Here is a 571-nt window from a genome sequence, read left to right on the forward strand (position 1 = left end):
AAGCATTTGATTGATCCCCTGTTTTTGGAAGAGCAGCTTTTTCTTCTGGCTTCACATCAAGTTGTTTTTCTGCTGTACTTTCTTTGACTTCATTTTTTCCAGATTGTCTATCTGACGGTGGATTAGTTGTATCTTTTGGTTGTTCAGAAGGTTGTTTGATTGAATCTACCACAACTATACGAGTAAAGGTTGTAGTGTTTCCATCACTATCTGTCACTTCATAAACTATTTGATAGGTCCCTGGAACATTAATATCCACACTATTAGAAAGAATTTTTATTTGTTTCGTTAAGTCCCCATTCTCTCCATCTACTGCGGTAATCCCATCCATTGGATCAAAGGGATCTCCTGGTGTGATATGTGTTTCGTTATCTCCAGAAATTACGGGTGCTTCGGTTACAGTCACGGTACGGGTGAACGTTGCTTTATTGCCATCGCTGTCGGTTACCTCATACGTCACTTCGTAATTGCCTGGTTTCGATGTATCTACTGTGTTGTTTGTTATTTTTACTGTGCTTGTGATGTCGCCGTCTTCTTTATCCGTTGCTTGAATCGTACTCATGGGGTCAAA

1 protein-coding gene is annotated in these 571 nt (G+C 39.9%); it reads right to left on the bottom strand.

Annotated features, from left to right (window positions below):
* On the bottom strand, positions 1 to 571 hold a 571-nt coding region (locus HCJ45_RS14840; RefSeq protein ID WP_187125294.1), incomplete at both ends, for an immunoglobulin-like domain-containing protein.

The sequence above is a fragment of the Listeria immobilis genome (genome assembly GCF_014322845.1).
GTDB classification, from domain to species: domain Bacteria; phylum Bacillota; class Bacilli; order Lactobacillales; family Listeriaceae; genus Listeria; species Listeria immobilis.